This window comes from Vagococcus fluvialis, from assembly GCF_003337315.1.
Lineage (GTDB): Bacteria > Bacillota > Bacilli > Lactobacillales > Vagococcaceae > Vagococcus > Vagococcus fluvialis.
This window is the reverse complement of sequence record NZ_QPJV01000004.1, coordinates 94,263-113,746: the sequence shown is the minus strand read 5'-3', so window position 1 is coordinate 113,746 and position 19,484 is coordinate 94,263. Positions and strand designations below refer to the sequence as shown.

Here is a 19,484-nt window from a genome sequence, read left to right as displayed (position 1 = left end):
AACTATAACCAAATTCTAATACAATGTCAACAGAATATTCAGACAATTCAAACAAAAAAAGAAAACAAGATTTTTACTTGTTTTCTTTACGTTTATAAGGTCCTGCATAATTTTCATCTGGGTTTCTTTTTAAAGTAAATTTTCTTGGTACGTAATCAATTCCACCCTTTACAAATGGATGGCATCTTAAAATACGACTAGTTCCCATTGTAACCCCTTTAATTGGTCCATGATAATTAATGGCATCAATCATATATTGAGAACAAGTAGGATGATAACGACAACTTCTAGGAAACAAAGGTGAGATAAATCGTTGATAAAACCTAACAGGTGCAATAAAAATTTTTTTAAACACTTTTGATTCAACACGCTTTCCTTAATTAGAATAAAAGAGGCAAACCTTTACAGTTAGCCTCAAGAATATTATTTAATAAAATCTAAAATATGTTGCCATGTTTCAGCTTTAAAAGTATCAGATGGGTGACCTTTTCCAAGTGTCACATACCCAATTCGAACTCCAATGAAAAACAAAAGGATTAGCATAATTATAGCTAATATAACAAGGGATACCTGTATAATAATCTGTTTACTTATGCTACTCATTTTATCTCTCCTTAATTAGTTAAAAGTTTGTGTTGCTTTTACTTCATCATTAATACGCTCCACAGAAGCGCCTAGTTTTTGTAACTTTTTATGGAAATTATAATAACCACGGTCTAAATATTCTAAATGATGAACTTTTGTCACACCATCTGCCACTAAACCAGCAATAATTAAGGCTGCTGCAGCTCTCAAGTCTGTTGCAGAAACTTCAGCACCTTGGAAACCTAAAACTCCGTCAATATAAGCAACATTGCCTGAGACTCTGAATTTTGCTCCCATACGCTTCATTTCTTCTAAATGTTGGAATCTGTTTTCAAATACAGTTTCAGATAACACACTTGTTCCACTTGCTAAAGTCATTAAAACACTCATTTGTGCTTGCATATCAGTTGGAAATCCTGGATGTGGTAATGTCGTAATATCAGCCGGTTGTAAGACTTTTGGACCAATAACACGAATACCTGCTGCTTCTTCTGTTACAGTAGCACCCATTTCAATCAGTTTTGAGATTAATGGACGATTATGTTCCATTAAACCATCTTGAATTAAGACATTACCACCTGTAGCTGCTGCTGCCACCATAAATGTACCAGCTTCGATTCTATCTTGAACCACAGCATGCTCAATTCCTTTTAATGAAGAAACGCCCTCAATACGAATTGATTCAGTACCCGCACCTACAATTTGAGCACCCATTTTATTTAAATAGATAGCTAAATCAACAATTTCAGGCTCTCTAGCTACATTTTCAATGACTGTTGTTCCTTCAGCTTTTACAGCTGCCATCATAATATTTTGTGTGGCACCAACACTTGGGAAATCTAAATAAATCCTAGCACCTTTTAGTTTGTCAGCTTTCGCTTCGATATAACCATTTGTTTGTGTAATAGTAGCACCTAAGGCTTGGAACCCTTTTAAATGTAAATCAATTGGGCGCTTACCAATAGCACAACCACCAGGCATAGCAACTTTAGCATGTCCTGTACGAGCTAATAGTGGCCCCATAACAACAATTGAAGCTCTCATTTTACTAACATATTCAAATGGTGCTTCATTTTTTAATTCTCTTGTAGCATTAATTTTAATTGTATTTGTTTCTTCGTTAAATTCAATATCAGTATTTAAATGTTTAATGACGTTATTCATCATAAAAACATCTGAAAGAATTGGTGCATTTGTAATAACAGTTTCACCATGATCTGCTAATAATGCTCCTGCTAAAATTGGTAATACAGCATTTTTAGCACCTTCTATTTTAACTTGTCCTAACAGTTTATTGCCACTGCGAACCTCAATGTACTCCATAGTTCTACCTCCAAAAATTTCTGGATATCATATTAAATCTCAATCATTATAACATGTGAGTGTACAAAATGGTATTTTTTATTATTATTTAGGTTAGTTTAACCATTATGAAAAAATACCTTGTAATAAATCTCTTGTTAAAAACATGACTTCCATGAAAAAATTACTTGCATTATAACCAATTAGGATAGCTAATAAGACAAAAACAACTCGCATTTGTTTGTAATATTGCTGCCCCTTTTTAAATAGTAAATCTAGTCTCATTGCTTGTAATCCCCAAAAAGCTAAATAAATAAAAGCAAAGTGACTAAAAATGCGGACTAAGGTATCAACGCCATACATCTCTTAAAACCACCTTTCGATACATGATATATTTTAACGATAAAAAAGAAAAAGGTAAAGAGTTTGACAACTCTTTACCTTTTTTTATTAGCTACATTTAATCGATTAATCGCTCTTGTTAAAGCTACTTGAGCACGAGCTAAATCAATATCATGATTATCACTTTGCTTAGCTTCTTCGATTTTAGCTTTAGCACGTTTTTTGGCTTCTTCAGCACGAGAAACATCGATATCCTCTTCTGTCTCTGCACTATTGGCAATAATAGATACAACATTATCACGAATTTCGATAATGCCTCCATTAACTGCTACCCAATCAGAAACTCCTTCTTCCTCACCAACTAAATCAATACGTAAAGCATCAATATTAAGTGGTGAAATTAAAGGTGAATGATTTGGTAAAACACCTAGTGAACCTGCTTGAGTACTAGCTACTAAAAATTTTGCTTCGTGATCATAGATAACACCACTTGGCGTTACAATGTTTACGATGAAGGAACTCATATTTTCTTCCCCCTTCTTAGTAACCTAATTCTTCTGCTTTTGCAATCGCTTCTTCAATACGACCAACGCTACGGAATGCCTCTTCTGGTAAGTTATCATGCTTACCGTCTAAGATTTCTCTAAATCCTTTAATTGTTTCTTCTAAAGGAACGTAACTACCTGGTTGTCCTGTAAATTGCTCAGCAACGTGGAAGTTTTGAGATAAGAAGAATTGAACTCTTCTTGCTCGTCCTACAATAACTTTTTCTTCATCAGATAACTCATCCATACCTAAGATTGCAATAATATCTTGCAACTCTTTGTAACGTTGTAATAAACGTTGAACTTCAGTTGCGACTTGATAATGCTCTTCACCAACAATACCTGGCTCTAAAGCGCTTGAAGAAGAAGCTAATGGGTCTACAGCAGGGTAAATACCCATCTCAGATAAACGACGTTCTAAGTTAGTTGTTGCATCTAAATGGGCAAAAGCTGTTGCCGGAGCCGGATCCGTATAGTCATCGGCAGGAACATAGATTGCTTGAATAGATGTAATCGAACCATTTTTAGTTGATGTGATTCTCTCTTGTAATTGACCCATTTCAGTCGCAAGTGTTGGTTGGTAACCAACGGCAGAAGGCATGCGTCCTAAAAGGGCAGATACTTCTGAACCTGCTTGAGTAAAACGGAAAATATTATCAATAAATAATAGCACATCTTGTTTTTCTTGGTCACGGAAATATTCAGCCATTGTTAAACCAGTTAACGCTACACGCATTCTGGCTCCAGGTGGCTCATTCATCTGACCAAAGACCATAGCTGTTTTGTTAATAACACCTGAGTCTTTCATTTCGAAATAAAGGTCATTACCTTCACGAGTTCTCTCACCAACACCAGCAAAAACAGAAATACCACCTAATTCTTGTGCAATGTTGTTAATTAACTCTTGAATTAATACAGTTTTACCAACTCCGGCACCACCGAATAACCCAACTTTACCACCCTTTAAGTAAGGTGCTAAAAGGTCGATTACTTTGATACCAGTAATTAGTACTTCTGTTTCAGTACTTAATTCTTCATACGATGGAGCTTCTGTATGAATACTTGTTTTGTCCATTGTTTCTGGAAGTTCTTCACCTAAGTCGATTGTTTCACCTAAAACGTTAAATACACGTCCTAAAGTTTCTCTCCCTACAGGAACACTAATTGGCGCTCCTGTGTGTAATACTTCCATTCCACGTTGTAATCCGTCTGTTGATTCCATGGCGATAGTTCTTACGACACCATCTCCCATTTCAATCGTTGTTTCAAGAACAACTTTTTGTTTGTTCTCAGATTTATAAACAATCAAGGCATCATTAATATCAGGTAATGATTGATCTAATGGGAATGCCACGTCAACAACGGGACCAATAACTTGGACTATTTTTCCAATTTTCATCTTCTAAATTTCCTCCCCGTTAATCTTCTAAAGCTGCTGCACCACCGACGATTTCTGTGATTTCTTCAGTAATTGCTGCTTGACGTGCCCTATTATAGGAAATCGTCAAATCATCAATAATATTCTCTGCATTATCTGTTGCACTTTTCATTGCTGTCATACGTGCAGCATGTTCAGCAGTTTTAGAATCTAACACTGCACCGTAGATTAAACTTTCAGCGTATAAGGGCAGTAACGTATTTAAAATCGCGTCTTCAGAAGGTTCTAATGTATAATCTTGTTCGTAAGTTGTAGCCTCACTTGAATCCAAATCTTGAATTGGTAACATTTTTTCAGCACGGAATGCTGAAGACAATGTATTAACATGATGGTTGTAACATACGTACAATTCATCAAATACCTCATTGTTATACATTTGAATCGTTGAGTTAACTATTTTACGAATTTCATTATAAGTTGGATGGTCACTTAATCCTCTTAATTCATATGCTACTGGAATGTCACGGTGTTTGAAAAAGTTAGCACCGACACTACCAATTGACATAATGACTACTTCATTTTGACTTTCATGGTCACGTTGAAGTATCTCTAAAGTGTTTTTTAAGATAGAACTATTATAACCACCAGCTAAACCTTTATCTGAAGTAATAATAATGTAGCCTGTTTTCTTCACTGGACGAGCAATTAATAGCTTATGGTACATTTCCATACTATCTTCAAAACTAGAAAAATCCGCATTTTCAATCGCTTGTAATTGCGAAGACGCTAAGTGAGTTGTAATGCTTCTTACTTTCATTGCATACTCTTGAAAACGTTTAGATGATTGTTCAGATTTTGTCAATTTGGAAGCTGCTACCATACGCATAGCACTTGTAATTTGACTCGTCTTCTTAGTTGAAGCTATTCTCTTTTTAATATCTATAAGGGAACCGCCCATGCTCAATCACCACTTTCTAGGATTGTGTTAATTCGTCTGCTACAGAAAAGCTACTTGAACTAAAAATACCTTTAAATTCTTCAATTGCTTTTTTAATGTCTTCTTCATTTGGTAAGTTCTTTGTTGTTTTGATTGTGTCAAAAATAGCTGGATAGTTGTTGCCAACATATTCAAACAATTCTTTTTCAAAACGTAACAAATCATTTACTGGTATTGTATCTAATAAACCTTTAGTTAAAGCATAGATAATCAATACTTGTTTTTCTACACCAATTGGTTCGTGAACATTTTGTTTTAGAAGTTCAACTGTACGTTTACCACGGTTTAATTTAGCTTGTGTTGCCGCATCTAAATCAGAACCAAATTGAGTAAAGGCTTCTAATTCACGGAAACTAGCTAAGTCAGTACGTAGTGTTCCAGCAACTTTTTTCATTGCCTTAATTTGTGCTGATCCACCTACACGAGATACAGACAAACCAGGGTTAATCGCTGGACGTACACCTGAGTTGAATAAATCATCTTCTAAGAAGATTTGTCCATCAGTAATAGAAATAACGTTTGTTGGAATGTAGGCAGAAATATCTCCTGCTTGTGTTTCAACAAATGGTAAAGCTGTCATAGAGCCTCCACCAAGAGAATCATTTAATTTCGCAGCTCTTTCTAATAAACGAGAATGTAAGTAGAATACATCCCCAGGGAATGCTTCACGTCCTGGTGGTCTTCTAAGTAATAATGATAACTCACGATAAGCAGCTGCTTGTTTTGATAAATCATCATAAACAACTAATACGTGTTTTCCGTTATACATGAATTCCTCTCCCATAGTAGCTCCAGCATATGGTGCTAAATATAGAAGTGGTGCTGGTTGTGATGCACTTGCTGATACAACGATTGTATAATCCATTGCACCATATTTTTTAAGTGTTTCCACTTGATTTCTAACAGTTGATTCTTTTTGTCCAATAGCTACATAAATACAAATCATGTCTTCATTTTTTTGATTAATGATTGTATCAATGGCTACAGACGTTTTACCAGTTTTACGGTCACCAATGACTAATTCACGTTGACCACGACCAATTGGCACTAAAGCATCAATAGCTTTAATCCCAGTTTGTAATGGTTCATCAACTGATTTACGAGCCATTACACCTGGAGCTTGAGACTCAATAGGTCTAAATTTTTTAGTTTTAATTTCGCCCATACCATCAATTGGTTGACCCAATGAATTAACAACTCGCCCGATTAACGCTTCTCCAACAGGTACTTCCATGATACGTCCAGTACGTTTCACTTTGTCACCTTCGCGGATTTCTTGGTATCTACCTAAAATGATAATACCTACGCTGTCAGACTCTAAGTTTTGCGCCATTCCGAAAACACCATTATCAAACTCTAAAAGTTCACCTGACATGGCATTTTCTAAACCGTAAGCACGTGCAATACCGTCCCCAACATATGAAACCGTTCCGACTTCATCGACTGTTAGTGACTCTTCGTATTTAGCAAGTTGTTGTTTTATATGCGAACTAATTTCTTCCGCTTTAATACTCATGTATTTCACCTCTCACCTTGTCACTTTTGTATCATTTAAGTAACGCTGCATGAATTTCTGATAATTCACTTCTAACGCTTTGATCAATGACACGATGTTCAGATTCGATAATCATTCCACCCATAATGTTTGGGTTTAATTTTGGTCGAATAACAACTTTATTAGCATGAAATTGTTTCGCTAAGCGATTTTCTAAATCATGTCTTTGATCCATATTAAGAGCAACGGCTGTTGTTACATCAACAACAATAATACCGAATTGTTCATAATATAAATGTTCAAATTCATCAATGATTTGTGGCATTTCATCCATACGTCCATAGTCATAAACTGTATGAATAAATTTGGCTACAGCATCACTGAAACTATTTTCCAGATCTTTAACAATGTTAACTTTCTCATACACTGATAAACGATCATCTGTTAAGATATCTCCTAAGTCAGGTACTTGACGATAAACTTCTCTTAACTGAAGCATTTCTTGATAAATTTCAGAAACTGAATTTAATTGTAATGCCTCAGAATATAAAGCCTTACCATAAGTTTTTGCTACAGTATATTTTCTATTCATCTTCATCGACTCCTAGCTTTTCAATACTAGATTGAATTAACTCTTGATGAGTGCTCGCCGATAATTCCTTTTTAAGAATTTTAGAAGCAATTTCTACAGATAAATCTGCTACTTCTTTTTTTGCTTCGTCAATCATTCGTTCACGTTCAATGCGTAAATCCTCATGAGCTTGCTTTTTAATACGAGTTGCATGCTCCTCGGCTTCTAATAAAATAGCATGAGCGTTATTCTCAGCTGTTTCTTTAGCTTGAGCGATAATTCCTTGCGCTTCAGTACGTGACTGCTTTAGTTCCATTTCTCTTTGCTTGCCTAATTTATCGGCTTCAATTTTAGATTTCTCTGCATTATCAATATCTGACGCGATTTTGTCTTCACGCGCTTGCATCATATCAACTACAGGACCCCATGCAAATTTCTTCAAAGCCAGTAACAAGACTAGAAAAGAAACAGTAACAAAAAGGATTGTACTTAGCATACCTTGACCTGCATTAGCCACGACTAATTGTTGGATCATAAGTTTACTACACTTCCTTCCTTCGTCATTAAAAAAATGACTCTTCTCTAATTTTTATTATTACTTGAAGACTAAGATTAGGGCGATAACCACACCTAAGATTGGCACAGCCTCGATTAAGGCTACCCCGATAAACATTGTTGCTCTTAATTGTCCAGATAACTCTGGTTGACGAGTCATTGACTCAAGTGTTTTTGAAATTACTTTACCATTACCATATGCTGCTCCAATAGAAGCACCGAAAACTGCGATAGCCGCTGCAATATATTGCATTACTATTTCCTCCTAATAATCTTTTTGATTTAAAATAAATTCTTTTTAATGCTCTGCTTCAACTTTGTGAGACAGGTAAACCATCATTAATGTCACAAAAATAAAGGCTTGTACTGCGCCAATAAATAACGAGAATGTTTGCCATACTACTTCTAACGGTAAAGCTAGTACAAACTTAGTTGGACTGCTTGCACCAAGTTGGGCAATTAAAGTTAATAAAATTTCCCCAGCAAAAATATTTCCATATAAACGAAGACCTAACGTTAATACGTTTGTAAATTCTTCAATAATTTTAATTGGTAATAAAATGGCTGTTGGTTTCATGAAACTATTAACAAAATAACCTTTGACACCTTGCTTTTTAACACCATAATAATGGGTTAAGGCAATGGCGATCAGTGCTAAAGTTAAAGTAACTAATGGATCGGCTGTTGGAGACTTCCATAGTGAAATTTCATCTGGGAATATAACAACTTTTGTTACTAATCCTAGAATATTTGACACGAGAACAAACATGAAGAAAGTAAATCCTAATAAATGATAATCATTTACTTCTTTCTTAGGTATGTTATCAGAAACAATACCACGTACAAAGTCAACAATAAACTCTAAAACATTCTGTTTCCCCTTAGGCTTCATCTGTAAATTTCGACTACAGAAAAATACGATAGCAAAAACAATAAGACAGGTTAATACTGTCATGATACACACTGTCGCATCAAATGTTATGCCTGCAATCTCAATCATCAGGGACTTTTCTTCCACCTCTATTCACCCCTTTTCTATTTAGAAAATATTTTTCCAGGAAAACAAATTTTTTCCTGTTTTTTTATGATGAAAAGACTCGAGAAGTCCATTCTAATCATTAGTTGATATTCTATGCTTTTAGAACCCAACTAGGACTATAATAACACCAAATGATAAATAACACAAAGTAATTATTCGTTTTTTAAAGGTGCTATAAGTATTCATTTTTTAGAAAATAAAAAGAGAGAAAGGGTTAATTTTTCTCTCTTTTAGCCGATTATCTTTGACGTTCTTTTAAAGTGCGATTAATTTCCCGATTCATGTCTTTTTGTTTTAAATCTTGTCTTTTATCATATTGTTTTTTCCCTTTTGCTACTCCAACTAAAACTTTGGCAAATCCATTTTTAATATACAATTTCAAAGGAATTAATGTTACACCAGTATTTTTAGTTTCAGCAGTTAACTTAGCAATTTGTTTTTTATGCATCAAAAGCTTTCTTGTTCTTAAGGGATCATGATTAAAAAGATTTCCTTGCTCATAAGGACTAATATGGACATTGACTAGATAAGCTTCTCCATCTCTTACTCTTACATAACCATCTTTTAAGTTAACTCGGCGGTTTCTAATAGCTTTGATCTCTGTTCCTTTAAGGACCATACCTGCTTCAATGGTTTCAATGACTGTGTAATCATGTCTTGCTTTTCGGTTCTGAGCAATCAAATTACCGTCTTCTCTTTCTTTTGCCATTTACTTACGTCACCTCTTTTTATTCCTGTTGCCTTTTCCTTTACCTTTTTTGGCAACACTTTTATAGAATGGTTGTTTTTTGTTCTTACGTGGTTTCTTTTTACTATCTTTGTCTGAATAATGTTGAGATTTTCGTTCTCGTTGATGGTGTTTTTTACCATCTTTATTATTTCTTTTGTTAGGTAGTTCAATTTTTCCAGTTACAGGTTCTGCTGATAATAATTCAAAATCAATTTCTCTTGTTTCTGGATCGGCTTTTACTACTTTAATTTTTACTTGTTGACCAATTCGGTAAATAACCCCAGTTCGCTCACCAACAAGTGCTAAGTGATTTTCTACAAATTGGAAATAATCATCTTTTAATTGAGAGACGTGAATTAATCCTTCTATAGTATTAGGCAATTCAACGAACATTCCAAACTTAGTAATTGAAGTAATTATCCCGTCAAATTCTTCATCGATTTTGTCAGCCATGAATTCTGCTTTTTTCATGCTATCTGTTTCACGCTCTGCTTGGACAGCTCGACGTTCCATTTTTGAGCTATGATCAGCAATATCAGGTAAAATTTCTTCCCATTTAGCAATTGTTTCATCACTAATTGGTTTCTTCATATAAGACTTAATCAATCTGTGGACAATTAAATCAGGGTAGCGTCTGATTGGTGATGTAAAATGAGTATAGTCGTCTGCCGCAAGACCGTAGTGACCAATTGGGTTTTCTTCATATCTTGCTTGTTGCATACTTCTAAGTAACATCATACTGACAACAGGTTGTTCTGGTTTACCAGCTACATCATCTAAAACGCGTTGTAATTCTTTTGGACTAACGTCATCCTTTTTCCCTTTAACAAGAATACCAAAATTCGTAACAAACTCAAAGAATCTTTGAACTTTCTCCTCTTTTGGATGTTCATGAATCCGGTAAATAAATGGTAATTTTAACTGCGTGTAGTGTTTAGCAACTGTTTCGTTAGCTGCTAACATGAAAGATTCGATTAATCTTTCCGCATCTTTTCTCTCACGTAGTTCAATACCTAATGGATGCCCTTCATCATCAACAATAATTTTAGCCTCTCGGTCTTCAAAAGAAATAGCTCCTCTTTGAGTACGCATATGATCTAAAATTTTGTGCAGTTCACCCATTTCCTCAAAATAAGGAATTAAATCTTTATATTTTTCTAATGTTTCTTCATTGGATTTTTCTAAAATTTCATTAACTGCTGTGTAAGTCATTCTAGCTGTTGAGTGAATCACTGCCTCAAAAATATCATGTGACACCACACGTCCTACTAAATCAATTTCCATCTCACAGGCCATTACCAAGCGGTCCACTTGTGGATTTAAAGAACAGATACCATTTGATAACTTACGAGGTAACATTGGAATGACACGGTCTGTTAAGTAAACACTTGTAGCTCTATCACTTGCTTCATTATCTAGAGCAGTATTCTCTTGTACATAATGAGACACATCAGCAATATAAACACCAAGCAAGAAGTTACCATTGTCTAATTTTTTTACTCGAACAGCGTCATCTAAATCTTTTGCTTCTTCACCGTCAATGGTCACAATGGTTTCATCTCTTAAATCTACTCTACCAGCTAGCTCTTTTTCTAATACATTATCAGGAACCTTTTCTGCTTCTTCTAATGTTTTATCATCAAACTCAACTGGAATTCCGTGAGCTAAACAAATAGATAAAATATCCATTCCCGGATCATTTTTATGACCAATGACTTGTTTAACCAATCCTTCAAAACTATGAGTATGATCATTATCTGGATAGTGAGTAATCTCAACTGATACAACACTACCTTCTTCTGGTTTAATGCCATCATCAGCAATAAACACACGATATTTATTTAATTTCTTATCCTTTGGAACAACCATTCCATACAGACCACTTTTTTGAATGTCTGCTTCAGAGTAGGCATAAAAAATACCTACTAATTGAGTTGTTTTACGCTCAAGAATGTCAATTACTTTTCCCTCAGCTGCTTGAGAATCTAAAGGATTACCTGATTTCATAATCTCAATAGCAACTTTATCTCCTTCAATCGCAAAATTTGTAAAGTCTTTCGGAATGAAAATATCATCTTCATCCTCTTCAACTGTTACAAATCCAAAGCCTCTTTCGTTGGCTCTAAAAGTTCCTTCTAAGAAACTTTCTTGCTTATTTAATTTAATTTTCCCTTTTGCATTGAAAAGGACACTACCTTCTCGCTCCATTTGGGCTACTGTTTGAACTAATAATTTGAAGTCTTTACTTTTTTGTAATTGTAACCCTTCTGCTATCTGTTCTAAAGAAAATGTCTGCTTTTTACTTTCAGTCATAAACTTTATAACAGTTTCTTTAATACTACTTGTCATATTTATTCCTCATTCCATTTAATATGGCTTAAAAATGCGACAATATCTCCTTCAAACTGTTTACGATCTTTACTTACTGTAATAACGTGGGTACTATTTGGATACCAAATAATTTGATGATATGTCCCTTTTAACTGATTTCCAATCTCATAAACACTACTTCCATCAAACATCTCATCTTGACCAGATTGAGCAACATAGATTGGCTTATCAATATTTGGCAACCCATCAAAAGCTATTTTTGATAAATTAAAAACTTGTTCAAGTTGAACATTTAAAGGCATTTTTACCATATTCATTTTTTCTTCTAATTCTTCAGGTGAGTTAGTTATTTTTTTATACATGAACTCACAATATTTTAAAAAGTTTGGATAAATCTGATTCGTTGATTCAGGAACTAGCGGTGAGCTGAAAGATCCTCCTCCAACAAATAAATCTGGATTTTCTCCAAGTAATGTCATAGCAATTACACCACCCATAGAAAGACCAAAGACAGCAATTTCTTCATAGCCGTCATCTTGCAATTTTTTCAAGGCTTTTTTAGCATCATTTAACCAAATATCTGGTGTCATATGTAAAATATTCATCGGGTCAGGTGTTCCGTGACCTGAAAATAAAGGCGCTAATACGGTATAATTTTCTTTTTCTAGTTGTCTAGCTAACATTCTTACGTCATTAGGACTTCCTGTATAAGCGTGTAATAATAATACAGCTCTTTTTCCATTTTTAAAGTATATTTCCTGTGGCAACATTTAAATCATTCCTTATCATAAATCTTGTTTTCATTGTACCAATAAAAAAGCCTCCTGTCAGAACAGGAGGTTAGATTTTACTTATTTTGATGATAAATAGGCTAAAGTAATAGCTACTACAACCCACGCAACACCTAAAACAGCTGTTGCTTTTTGCATGAAGGCTTCAAAGCCTCTTGCTTTTGCTTTTCCAAATAATTCACTGGCTCCGCCTGAAAACGCACTAGCCGCACTATTTTGTTTACTTGGTTGCATCATAACAGCAATAATAATAAGTACTGATAAAATAAGCATAATGGTTAAAAGAAGTTGATACAAAGCATGTCCTCCTCATCTCTACTAAACTAACTGACATCTTAATGATTTTATCATAAGTGTCTATAAATTTCTAGTTATTCACTAAAAAAATAACTTTCCTACTATAGTATTTATAGTTTTTTTTCCACTTACGATATAGTTACCTCTTTCTTACATCGTATAAACCGAAACGTTTTTGAAGAAAAAGTTCATTAAACTTATATATAAAGATAAATAAGAACTAAAAAAACTCTTTTTATTCATAAAAAGAGTTGAAAACGATTTATTATAATGTTATGATGTTTATATAAAATATATAGGAGGTTTTTTTATGAAGTTAAGTCACAAAGTTTTAAGCGTTTGTTTAGTTTCTTTAGGTATGGTTAGTTTGATGTCGCCAACAGCGTCAGCACATGGATATATTAAAGAACCTGCAAGTAGAGCATATCTTGGAACATCTGCTGGTGGAAATTTAAATAACAATGTTGGCCGCGCTCAATGGGAACCTCAAAGTATCGAAGCTCCCAAAAACACTTTTATTGATGGTAAAATTGCTAGTGCTGGTGTAAGTGGTTTTTCTCCACTTGATGAACAAACAGAAATGCGTTGGCATAAAAATGAAATAACAAATGGCAGTCTTAACATAAACTGGTTCCTAACAGCTAGACATCGTACTAGTACTTGGGATTATTATATTACTAAAGAAGGATGGAATCCGAATAAACCTTTGACCTTTGATAATTTTGAATTAATAACTCAATTTGATGATAAGTCAATGATTCCTCCAACTCTTGTTTCGCAAAACATTCAAATTCCAAATACTCATAAAGGATATCATATTATTTTATCAGTTTGGAATGTAGCAGATACAACAAATGCTTTTTACCAAGTTGTTGACGTAGATATCCAATAGAAAAATATTCAAAAGCTCCAAAGTTACTCATAACTGTTTAACTTTGGAGCTTTTTATATCTATATACAAAAAAAGTAGTAGATAAATCTACTACTTAGGAAAAGATATTTTTTATTCGATTAACATGAAATTTAAACACATTAGATAGATATTATTGTAGTTTAGTTTTTCCACCTACTGCATAGTTACCTTTTTCCATATCATTGATTACTATATGAACTGCGTCTCTACTTGCACCAGTTGTTTTAACAATGGCTTCTGTAACCTCTTTAACCATTTCATTTTTTTGTTCTTGAGTTCGACCTTCTAATAATTCAATATGTACGATTGGCATATTCTCTCCACCTTTTTAGTAGTCTTTTATTTAGTCTACTCTTTCTAGAGACACGATGTCAATATTTGTTTAATTTCTCTTTTTATTAATTCACTTGACCTTGAAGTGAACTTCAGTGTTATCCTTATAATAGAAAGAAGGTTGACCTATGAAAATAAAAGATATTGCCAATTTAGCTGAAATTTCAAAAGAAAGTATTAGATATTATGAATCTCTTGGATTGCTTAAGCCTGTGCGAAATCAAAATGGTTATAGAGAATATTCAGAGTCTGATTTAAATAACTTATTTTTTATATTAAACTTAAAAAAATTAAATCTTAAATTAGATAAAATTCAGATATTAATGGCCTTAAAAAATCAAGAAACATCTATTCAATGCAAAAGTGAAACTTTAAATTTCCTTGATACTCATATTAATATCCTTAAAGAAAAGATTGCTTTTATGGAACAAAGTTTAAAAATTCTAGAAAAAATTGAAAGTATTATTTCTACCAGTAATGGCATCAAAGATGAAGAAAAAATTATTCCCTTACTAAAAAAATTCGAAGGAGAATCCCTATGAATCGTTTATTAAAAATAGAAAATTTATTATTATTTATGCTGACTTTGTTTATTTATTTCTATTTGTTCAAATTTTCTCTTTGGTATTTTTTAATTCTACTATTTATTCCTGATGTTTCGATGATTGGTTATTTTATCAATACCAAAGTTGGTGCTTATATTTACAACACCATTCACTACTTATTTTTCCCCATCACCCTACTATTTATTTCTATTTTAGTTAAATCGAATACGGCAACTATGATTGCTCTCATTTGGATTAGCCATATTTTTATGGATCGTTCACTAGGTTTTGGATTAAAGTATCTAGATGATTTTAAACACACTCACTTATCTTAATATTAATTTATGATTTTTAAATTCATAAATTTCTGTAGCAACATTCTCAACAAAATAAGAATCATGAGATGTGAAAATAACTGTACCTTGATATGATTTTATCAAACCCTCTAAAGCTTCAATCGTCTTTAAATCAATAAAATTAGTTGGTTCATCGAGAATTAATACATTTGATGGTTTGGTCATCACTAGACTTAAAGATAATCTCGTTTTTTCTCCTCCGCTTAATAAACTAAGCGGTTTTTTCAGCTCATCTTGAGTAAATCCTAGTTTGTTTAAAACACTTCTAGAAACTGACTCAGAGTAATCAGTTTGACTTAAAAGATACTCTAGTATACTTTTATCACTATTTAATTGATAGCTAAGTTGTTCATAAACCGAAAAAATTACTTTTGAAGAAACCATAATGCTATGTTCTCCTTGATAAATTTTCTTTAACAAGCTTGTTTTTCCAACTCCATTATCTCCTACAATAGCAATTTTTTGACTTTTTTTAAACTGAAAATCACAATTATCTAGAATAATTTTGTCACCATAACTAATACTCAAGCCTGTAGCCATAATAGGATACGGGTTGTGCATCTCATTAAAATGATGTTTTGGAAAGCTAATTTCTTTATCGTTTAGAAAAACTTGTCTTGGTGTTAACTTTTCTAAACGATTTTCTAAGTTCTTCACTTGCTTAAACATGTTTTTTTGCACAGTATCTTTTGATTTACTGCCTGCTAGACGATCTGGTTTGGTATTTTTATTTGCTCTTGATTTTGATATTTTACTAATTTTTTTAGCTTGTTCTTTTTGTTTTTTGATTGAAGTCTCTAATTTTTTCTTTTCTAAGTTATATTTTTCTTGAGCATTTTGATTTTCAAGCTCTTCTTGCTCCTTTTGATTCCGATAATCATCATAGTTGCCTTTGTATTCTTTGACTATGCCTTCAGATATTTCCCAAATTTTAGTAGCTAAATTGTTTAGAAAATCACGATCATGGCTAACAAAAATCAAAGTTCCATAATAATATCGTAACTCTTCAATTAGAAATTCTTTACTTTTTTGATCTAAATGAGTCGTTGGTTCATCTAATATAAGTCCTTCCTTATAAGATGAAAAAATTTTAGCTAAGCGGTATTTTGCCTGTTCTCCACCACTCATTAAATCAAAGTTAGCATCTGGCACATCAAATTGACTTAATAATTCAGCATTAACTTCTATATTATTATCACATAATTCTTCTGGTAATTGAGCAAAGTATGAAAAATCCACTTCTTTTTGTATTCTACCTACTCCTGATTCAAGTTCCCCCATGATAAGTTTTAACAAGCTTGATTTACCTTCCCCGTTTTTTCCAATAATTCCAATCCGTTCTCCTTGGTAAACCGATAGTTTCTTAAACTGAAATAATTCTTTGTTTCCTAATTCTAAACTAATGTCTTCCATTGATAGTACTAATTCTTGCATATTAACATTCTCCCTTTTTTCACTAACAATGAAAAAAAGAACACAAAAAAGAGACAGCCTAAGCATGCCTCTTAACATTTAAATAAAATAAACATGTATTCCATGAAAAATGTTTCATTGCTAGACTTTTAAATTGTATTTAATTGGTCTTTTAATAATGCAAGTCGAATTCTTCCTGGCATGTCTATCGCTCCTTGTTTAATAGTTACTTCACTATAACATATTTTCGTTAATTATAAAATTAACCTACTCAATTTTCATTTATAAATAAACTAATTACATTTTTATCTTCATCTCTTACTAACGCATAATATTGTCCCGACGGAGCTGACTAAGGTTCTTTTACGATATCATATCCGTGATTTTTTATTTTTTCTACTAATTTGTTAATTTCTTCTTTTGAATCACATAAAAAAGCTAACTCAATCTTTTCACCAGTAGAAGTAGGAACAAATCCAAAAACTCCTGATATCAAATACTATAATCAACTTCAACTTCTCCTACTAAATCACCTACCATATTGTAAGTTGCTGTAGCGTGAGCTATTTTTTCATCAATGACAAAAGACACTTCCCAATTTTTTACTGTAAATACACTTTTCATATCTGCTTCCCTCCTTATTTAATAATTTTAGTTTAGCAAACTACTTTGACACCTTTATGTCATATTGCTTTAAAATTATTTGAGCTTCTTCAATGATTTCCTTTTGTAAAAACTCTGGAGAAATCACTTTAACCAGACCACCAAAGCTCATTAACATCTCAACTAGCCATCTTTCTTTTGGCATTTCTTTTGACACAATTATTTTTTCAGGATATTCAGTAATGTCTTTTTCTAAAAAGGAATCGTAAACTTTAGCCTTTGCTTCTTGTTTAAATTCTAAAACAATAGGAATCATTTCAATTCTTTTAGATAACCCAGTGTAAAAATCTTCTAATATTTCTTTTGATAAAGCTGTGTGCTTTTTAGGATCAAAGATTTCTTCCATTTGTCTAACTTGTCTAATACGACTTACTCGAAAAAGACGTGGCTCTTGTCTTAGTCTACAAAAGGCATAAATATACTAAACACTAGATTTAAAAACTAAATTAATAGGTTCAACTTTTCTGACAGAAGATACACCATTAAACGTTGTGTATTCAAATTCAAGCACTTTATTATTTTCCATAGCTTCTTCGATTTCCTCTAAAAAAGGCTGATTTGTTTTCCATAAGGTTAAATCGAAAAAATAGGGTGACACACTTTTATTTTTCTCAACTAGATAACTCATTTTTTTACTTAGTTCATCAAGTTTTGGACTTTTGTAGCTAGTCGCTAAACTAAGACTTAATTCTTGAAGCATCTTTTTTTCCATATCAGAAAAAAGGAGTGAGTTTAACTTATAATTTTCATCAATATAAAAACCACCATCAGTTCCTTGTTTAGAATAAATTGGAATTCCTGCTAAACTTAATGTATCAATATCTCTGTAAATCGTTCGACTAGAAACCTGATACATCTGGGCCTCTTCGCTTGCTTTGAGGTATTTTTGGGAAAGCAAGGTTACTAATATATACATCAATCTTTCAATTTTCATTATTTGCCTTTCATGACATTTTTTTCTATTATACCAAGAAACATAAAAAAGGCTGTGACCTATCATTCACAACCTTTCTGTATTATGCTTCTATTTCTGTTACCATACCAGAACCAACTGTTCTACCACCTTCACGGATTGAGAATGTTGTTCCTTTTTCAATAGCAACTGGATGAATCAATTCAACGTCTATAGCAACATTATCTCCTGGCATAACCATTTCTGTACCTTCATTCAAAATAATATTACCTGTTACATCTGTTGTTCTAAAGTAAAATTGTGGTCGGTAGTTGTTAAAGAATGGTGTATGACGACCACCTTCTTCTTTACTTAACACATAAATTTCAGCTTTAAATTTAGTATGTGGTGTAATTGAACCAGGTTTTGCGATTACTTGACCACGTTCTACTTCGTCTTTTGTAACACCACGAAGAAGTAACCCAACGTTATCTCCTGCTTCACCTTTTTCTAATGTTTTACGGAACATTTCGATTCCAGTTACAACAGCTTTTTTAGTTTCATTTTTAATTCCAACGATTTCAATTTCTTCACCGACAGAAACAGTTCCTCTTTCAATACGTCCAGAAACAACTGTTCCACGACCTGAAATTGAGAAAATATCTTCTACTGATAATAAAAGTGGTTTCTCAGTATCTCTTGAAGGAGTTGGAATATAAGAATCTACAGTATCCATTAACTCTAAAATAGCAGCTTCTGCTTTTTCATCACCTTCAATTGCTTTCAAGGCTGAACCTTTAATCACTGGTGTTGTGTCTCCTGGAAAATCGTACTCAGTTAATAAATCCCTTACTTCCATTTCAACTAAGTCGATTAATTCATCATCATCTACTAAATCTGTTTTATTTAAAAAGACAATTAAATATTTTACACCTACTTGACGAGATAATAGAATATGTTCTCTTGTTTGTGGCATTGGTCCATCAGTTGCTGATACAACTAAGATAGCCCCATCCATTTGAGCAGCACCTGTAATCATATTTTTTACATAGTCCGCATGCCCTGGTGCATCAATATGAGCATAATGTCTTTTTTCAGTTTCATATTCAACATGTGACGCATTGATTGTAATTCCACGCTCTCTTTCTTCTGGAGCGCCATCAATACTTGCATAGTCTTGAGGGTTTGCTAGGCCTTTTTTAGCTAGCACACTCGTAATCGCAGCTGTTAATGTTGTTTTCCCGTGATCGACATGTCCGATTGTTCCAATATTTACGTGTTCTTTTGTTCTTTCAAAATGTTGTTTTGCCATAGCGCAAACCTCCTATATATTCTTTTATAAAAACCAAAGACTTGTTTGACCTTCTTTGACTTTCATGTGATTATCATACAACTTTTTTCTTATACTTAC

The 19,484-nt window shown here is 33.1% G+C and carries 25 protein-coding genes and 1 pseudogene; 3 read left to right on the top strand and 23 right to left on the bottom strand.

The annotated features are described in order from the left end of the window. Positions 1–73: 73 nt before the first annotated feature. From yidD to secG, 16 genes are all read right to left on the bottom strand, one after another. Positions 74–355, bottom strand: coding sequence for a membrane protein insertion efficiency factor YidD (gene yidD, locus DFR54_RS05580; RefSeq protein WP_114289324.1), 282 nt, complete (start codon positions 353–355; stop codon positions 74–76). Between the two features lie 68 nt (positions 356–423). Further along, entirely contained in the window at positions 424–603 is a 180-nt protein-coding gene (locus DFR54_RS05575) for a DNA-directed RNA polymerase subunit beta (RefSeq protein ID WP_086341559.1), read from the bottom strand. A gap of 15 nt (positions 604–618) precedes the next feature. After that, positions 619–1,908 (bottom strand): UDP-N-acetylglucosamine 1-carboxyvinyltransferase, encoded by a 1,290-nt coding sequence (gene murA, locus DFR54_RS05570; RefSeq protein ID WP_114289322.1) that lies wholly within the window; start codon positions 1,906–1,908, stop codon positions 619–621. A 105-nt stretch (positions 1,909–2,013) separates the two neighbouring features. Then, entirely contained in the window at positions 2,014–2,250 is a 237-nt protein-coding gene (locus DFR54_RS05565; RefSeq protein ID WP_114289320.1) for a DUF1146 family protein, read from the bottom strand. A 74-nt stretch (positions 2,251–2,324) separates the two neighbouring features. Next, positions 2,325–2,753, bottom strand: coding sequence for a F0F1 ATP synthase subunit epsilon (locus DFR54_RS05560; RefSeq protein WP_086341556.1), 429 nt, complete (start codon positions 2,751–2,753; stop codon positions 2,325–2,327). Between the two features lie 16 nt (positions 2,754–2,769). Then, positions 2,770–4,173, bottom strand: coding sequence for a F0F1 ATP synthase subunit beta (gene atpD, locus DFR54_RS05555; RefSeq protein WP_086341555.1), 1,404 nt, complete (start codon positions 4,171–4,173; stop codon positions 2,770–2,772). A 19-nt stretch (positions 4,174–4,192) separates the two neighbouring features. Then, on the bottom strand, positions 4,193–5,110 hold the full coding sequence (locus DFR54_RS05550; protein ID WP_086341554.1) for a F0F1 ATP synthase subunit gamma: 918 nt from the start codon (positions 5,108–5,110) through the stop codon (positions 4,193–4,195). A 16-nt stretch (positions 5,111–5,126) separates the two neighbouring features. Beyond that, a complete protein-coding gene (atpA, locus tag DFR54_RS05545; RefSeq protein WP_086341553.1) occupies positions 5,127–6,665 on the bottom strand; it encodes a F0F1 ATP synthase subunit alpha in 1,539 nt (512 codons plus the stop codon). 31 nt (positions 6,666–6,696) lie between these two features. Further along, positions 6,697–7,236 carry an ATP synthase F1 subunit delta gene (gene atpH, locus DFR54_RS05540; RefSeq protein WP_167799021.1) on the bottom strand — a complete coding sequence of 180 codons (540 nt, stop codon included), beginning with the start codon at positions 7,234–7,236 and terminating at the stop codon, positions 6,697–6,699. After that, positions 7,229–7,750 (bottom strand): F0F1 ATP synthase subunit B, encoded by a 522-nt coding sequence (atpF, locus tag DFR54_RS05535; RefSeq protein ID WP_086341551.1) that lies wholly within the window; start codon positions 7,748–7,750, stop codon positions 7,229–7,231. Before atpF ends, atpH begins: the two co-directional genes overlap by 8 nt. Positions 7,751–7,810: 60 nt before the next feature. Next, positions 7,811–8,023, bottom strand: coding sequence for an ATP synthase F0 subunit C (atpE, locus tag DFR54_RS05530; RefSeq protein WP_086341550.1), 213 nt, complete (start codon positions 8,021–8,023; stop codon positions 7,811–7,813). A 45-nt stretch (positions 8,024–8,068) separates the two neighbouring features. Beyond that, positions 8,069–8,788, bottom strand: a complete 720-nt coding sequence (atpB, locus tag DFR54_RS05525) for a F0F1 ATP synthase subunit A (RefSeq protein WP_086341549.1) — start codon at positions 8,786–8,788, stop codon at positions 8,069–8,071. A gap of 259 nt (positions 8,789–9,047) precedes the next feature. Further along, complete coding sequence (gene smpB / locus DFR54_RS05520) at positions 9,048–9,518, bottom strand: SsrA-binding protein SmpB (protein ID WP_086341548.1); 471 nt, start codon at positions 9,516–9,518, stop codon at positions 9,048–9,050. 9 nt (positions 9,519–9,527) lie between these two features. Next, positions 9,528–11,888 carry a ribonuclease R gene (gene rnr, locus DFR54_RS05515; protein WP_114289316.1) on the bottom strand — a complete coding sequence of 787 codons (2,361 nt, stop codon included), beginning with the start codon at positions 11,886–11,888 and terminating at the stop codon, positions 9,528–9,530. Between the two features lie 2 nt (positions 11,889–11,890). Beyond that, positions 11,891–12,640 carry an alpha/beta hydrolase gene (locus DFR54_RS05510; RefSeq protein ID WP_114289314.1) on the bottom strand — a complete coding sequence of 250 codons (750 nt, stop codon included), beginning with the start codon at positions 12,638–12,640 and terminating at the stop codon, positions 11,891–11,893. 81 nt (positions 12,641–12,721) lie between these two features. Next, the gene (gene secG, locus DFR54_RS05505; protein WP_114289312.1) at positions 12,722–12,958 is read right to left on the bottom strand and encodes a preprotein translocase subunit SecG; all 237 of its coding nucleotides are present in this window, start codon (positions 12,956–12,958) and stop codon (positions 12,722–12,724) included. Positions 12,959–13,268: 310 nt separating this feature from the next. On the opposite strand from secG, the gene DFR54_RS05500 reads away from it, so the two are divergent. Beyond that, positions 13,269–13,850 (top strand): lytic polysaccharide monooxygenase, encoded by a 582-nt coding sequence (locus DFR54_RS05500; protein ID WP_114289310.1) that lies wholly within the window; start codon positions 13,269–13,271, stop codon positions 13,848–13,850. 151 nt (positions 13,851–14,001) lie between these two features. Here DFR54_RS05500 and DFR54_RS05495 read toward each other — a convergent pair whose 3' ends face one another. Continuing rightward, the gene (locus DFR54_RS05495; RefSeq protein ID WP_086341543.1) at positions 14,002–14,184 is read right to left on the bottom strand and encodes a 2-hydroxymuconate tautomerase; all 183 of its coding nucleotides are present in this window, start codon (positions 14,182–14,184) and stop codon (positions 14,002–14,004) included. A 148-nt stretch (positions 14,185–14,332) separates the two neighbouring features. Here DFR54_RS05495 and DFR54_RS05490 point away from each other — a divergent pair, with 148 nt between their 5' ends. Further along, complete coding sequence (locus DFR54_RS05490; protein ID WP_114289308.1) at positions 14,333–14,746, top strand: MerR family transcriptional regulator; 414 nt, start codon at positions 14,333–14,335, stop codon at positions 14,744–14,746. After that, complete coding sequence (locus DFR54_RS05485) at positions 14,743–15,084, top strand: DUF4260 domain-containing protein (RefSeq protein ID WP_114289306.1); 342 nt, start codon at positions 14,743–14,745, stop codon at positions 15,082–15,084. The genes DFR54_RS05490 and DFR54_RS05485 overlap by 4 nt, the downstream gene beginning before the upstream one ends. Here DFR54_RS05485 and abc-f read toward each other — a convergent pair. From abc-f to tuf, 6 genes and pseudogenes are all read right to left on the bottom strand, one after another. Beyond that, on the bottom strand, positions 15,076–16,539 hold the full coding sequence (gene abc-f, locus DFR54_RS05480; protein ID WP_114289304.1) for a ribosomal protection-like ABC-F family protein: 1,464 nt from the start codon (positions 16,537–16,539) through the stop codon (positions 15,076–15,078). The two genes, DFR54_RS05485 and abc-f, sit on opposite strands and share 9 nt — an antisense overlap. Positions 16,540–16,870: 331 nt before the next feature. Continuing rightward, entirely contained in the window at positions 16,871–17,014 is a 144-nt protein-coding gene (locus tag DFR54_RS13215; protein WP_170126927.1) for a VOC family protein, read from the bottom strand. Then, positions 17,011–17,142, bottom strand: coding sequence for a hypothetical protein (locus DFR54_RS13465; protein ID WP_282957098.1), 132 nt, complete (start codon positions 17,140–17,142; stop codon positions 17,011–17,013). Before DFR54_RS13465 ends, DFR54_RS13215 begins: the two co-directional genes overlap by 4 nt. Before the next feature lie 40 nt (positions 17,143–17,182). Continuing rightward, positions 17,183–17,527, bottom strand: a complete 345-nt coding sequence (locus DFR54_RS05475; protein ID WP_455350578.1) for a WCX domain-containing protein — start codon at positions 17,525–17,527, stop codon at positions 17,183–17,185. Positions 17,528–17,542: 15 nt separating this feature from the next. Continuing rightward, positions 17,543–18,097, bottom strand: a pseudogene (locus DFR54_RS05470) (helix-turn-helix transcriptional regulator); the annotation flags it as partial. Between the two features lie 100 nt (positions 18,098–18,197). Beyond that, positions 18,198–19,385 carry an elongation factor Tu gene (gene tuf, locus DFR54_RS05465; RefSeq protein ID WP_114289298.1) on the bottom strand — a complete coding sequence of 396 codons (1,188 nt, stop codon included), beginning with the start codon at positions 19,383–19,385 and terminating at the stop codon, positions 18,198–18,200. Positions 19,386–19,484: the final 99 nt, after the last annotated feature.